We start from the raw sequence: 903 nt of genomic DNA on the forward strand, positions 1-903 counted from the left end.
CTTGTCGGTGTGTGAGATAAGAGCAAAGGGGTACGAGTATCGTTTGCATTAATTTTAGCATCCGTGTGTAGCTCACGAGCCTAGGAAATTCAGCCGACAGATAACGACAGACAAACTGGCAATAGTAGGTTTTAAAGTCACGAAAACCAGATTGGTGGAAAGCGATGACGATAGTCATCACTTCACTAACAGACAATCGAGACGGCTTATTTCTTACCTTTTGCCCAGAGGAGACTAAATGTTTTTGCCACGCAGGAAGAAAAGCCTGACAAAAGTCGTCGACATCCACAAAGATAGCGTCTAAGTTATTCATGCCCAAGTCCTTATGCGAAATGAAGTTTTAGTCAAACGATCAGATCGCGGCTTGGGCTTTTAGTTCCATCTATTTCTTATGCGCAGCTCAGGTAACATAAATATCCGGCTAGTAGTCAACCGTCAGTGATTGCGCCGAATCGTTTAAATCGTCAATTCAACCCACAAAACCTAAACAGGCTGTGGTCTGGCGATATTACTTATATCCGAACGCAACAAGGCTGGCTGTATCTCGCAGTGATAATGGATTTATGCTCACGAAAAGTGATTAGCTGGACGTTCTCAGATAAGCTCAATAGCGAACTAATGACAAGGGCCTTGAGACTGGCGGTCAATAAACGGCAACCTACTGATGGAGTGTTATTTCATTCAGATCAGTGAGTGCAATATACGTTTGAAGCATTTCAAAACTCTCTGAAAAAGCATGGCTTAATCTCAAGTATGAGTCGATCAGGAAATTGTTTAGACAATGCGGTAACCGAAAGGTTTTTCCGTAGCTTAAAATCAGAGCGGATTAATTATCGTCATAATCAAACAAGACGTGAAGCGATGGCTGATATCATTGACTATATAGAGCCGTTTTATAACCAA

The 903-nt window shown here is 42.0% G+C and carries 2 protein-coding genes and 1 pseudogene; 2 read left to right on the forward strand and 1 reads right to left on the reverse strand.

Features of this window, described 5'->3' with window-relative positions; translation table 11 throughout:
* Nucleotides 1-313, reverse strand: a pseudogene (locus ACM2FC_RS23475) (IS982 family transposase); the annotation flags it as partial.
* A 125-nt stretch (nt 314-438) separates the two neighbouring features.
* Here ACM2FC_RS23475 and ACM2FC_RS23480 point away from each other — a divergent pair.
* Together ACM2FC_RS23480 and ACM2FC_RS23485 are read left to right on the forward strand one after the other, a co-directional pair.
* Nucleotides 439-693: a DDE-type integrase/transposase/recombinase gene (locus ACM2FC_RS23480; RefSeq protein WP_498483453.1), complete on the forward strand. Its 255-nt coding sequence runs from the start codon at nt 439-441 to the stop codon at nt 691-693.
* A partial coding sequence (locus tag ACM2FC_RS23485; RefSeq protein ID WP_498483454.1) for an IS3 family transposase occupies nt 694-903 on the forward strand: 210 nt, incomplete at its 3' end. It abuts the gene before it with no gap.

This window comes from Vibrio sp. A37 (assembly GCF_059777565.1).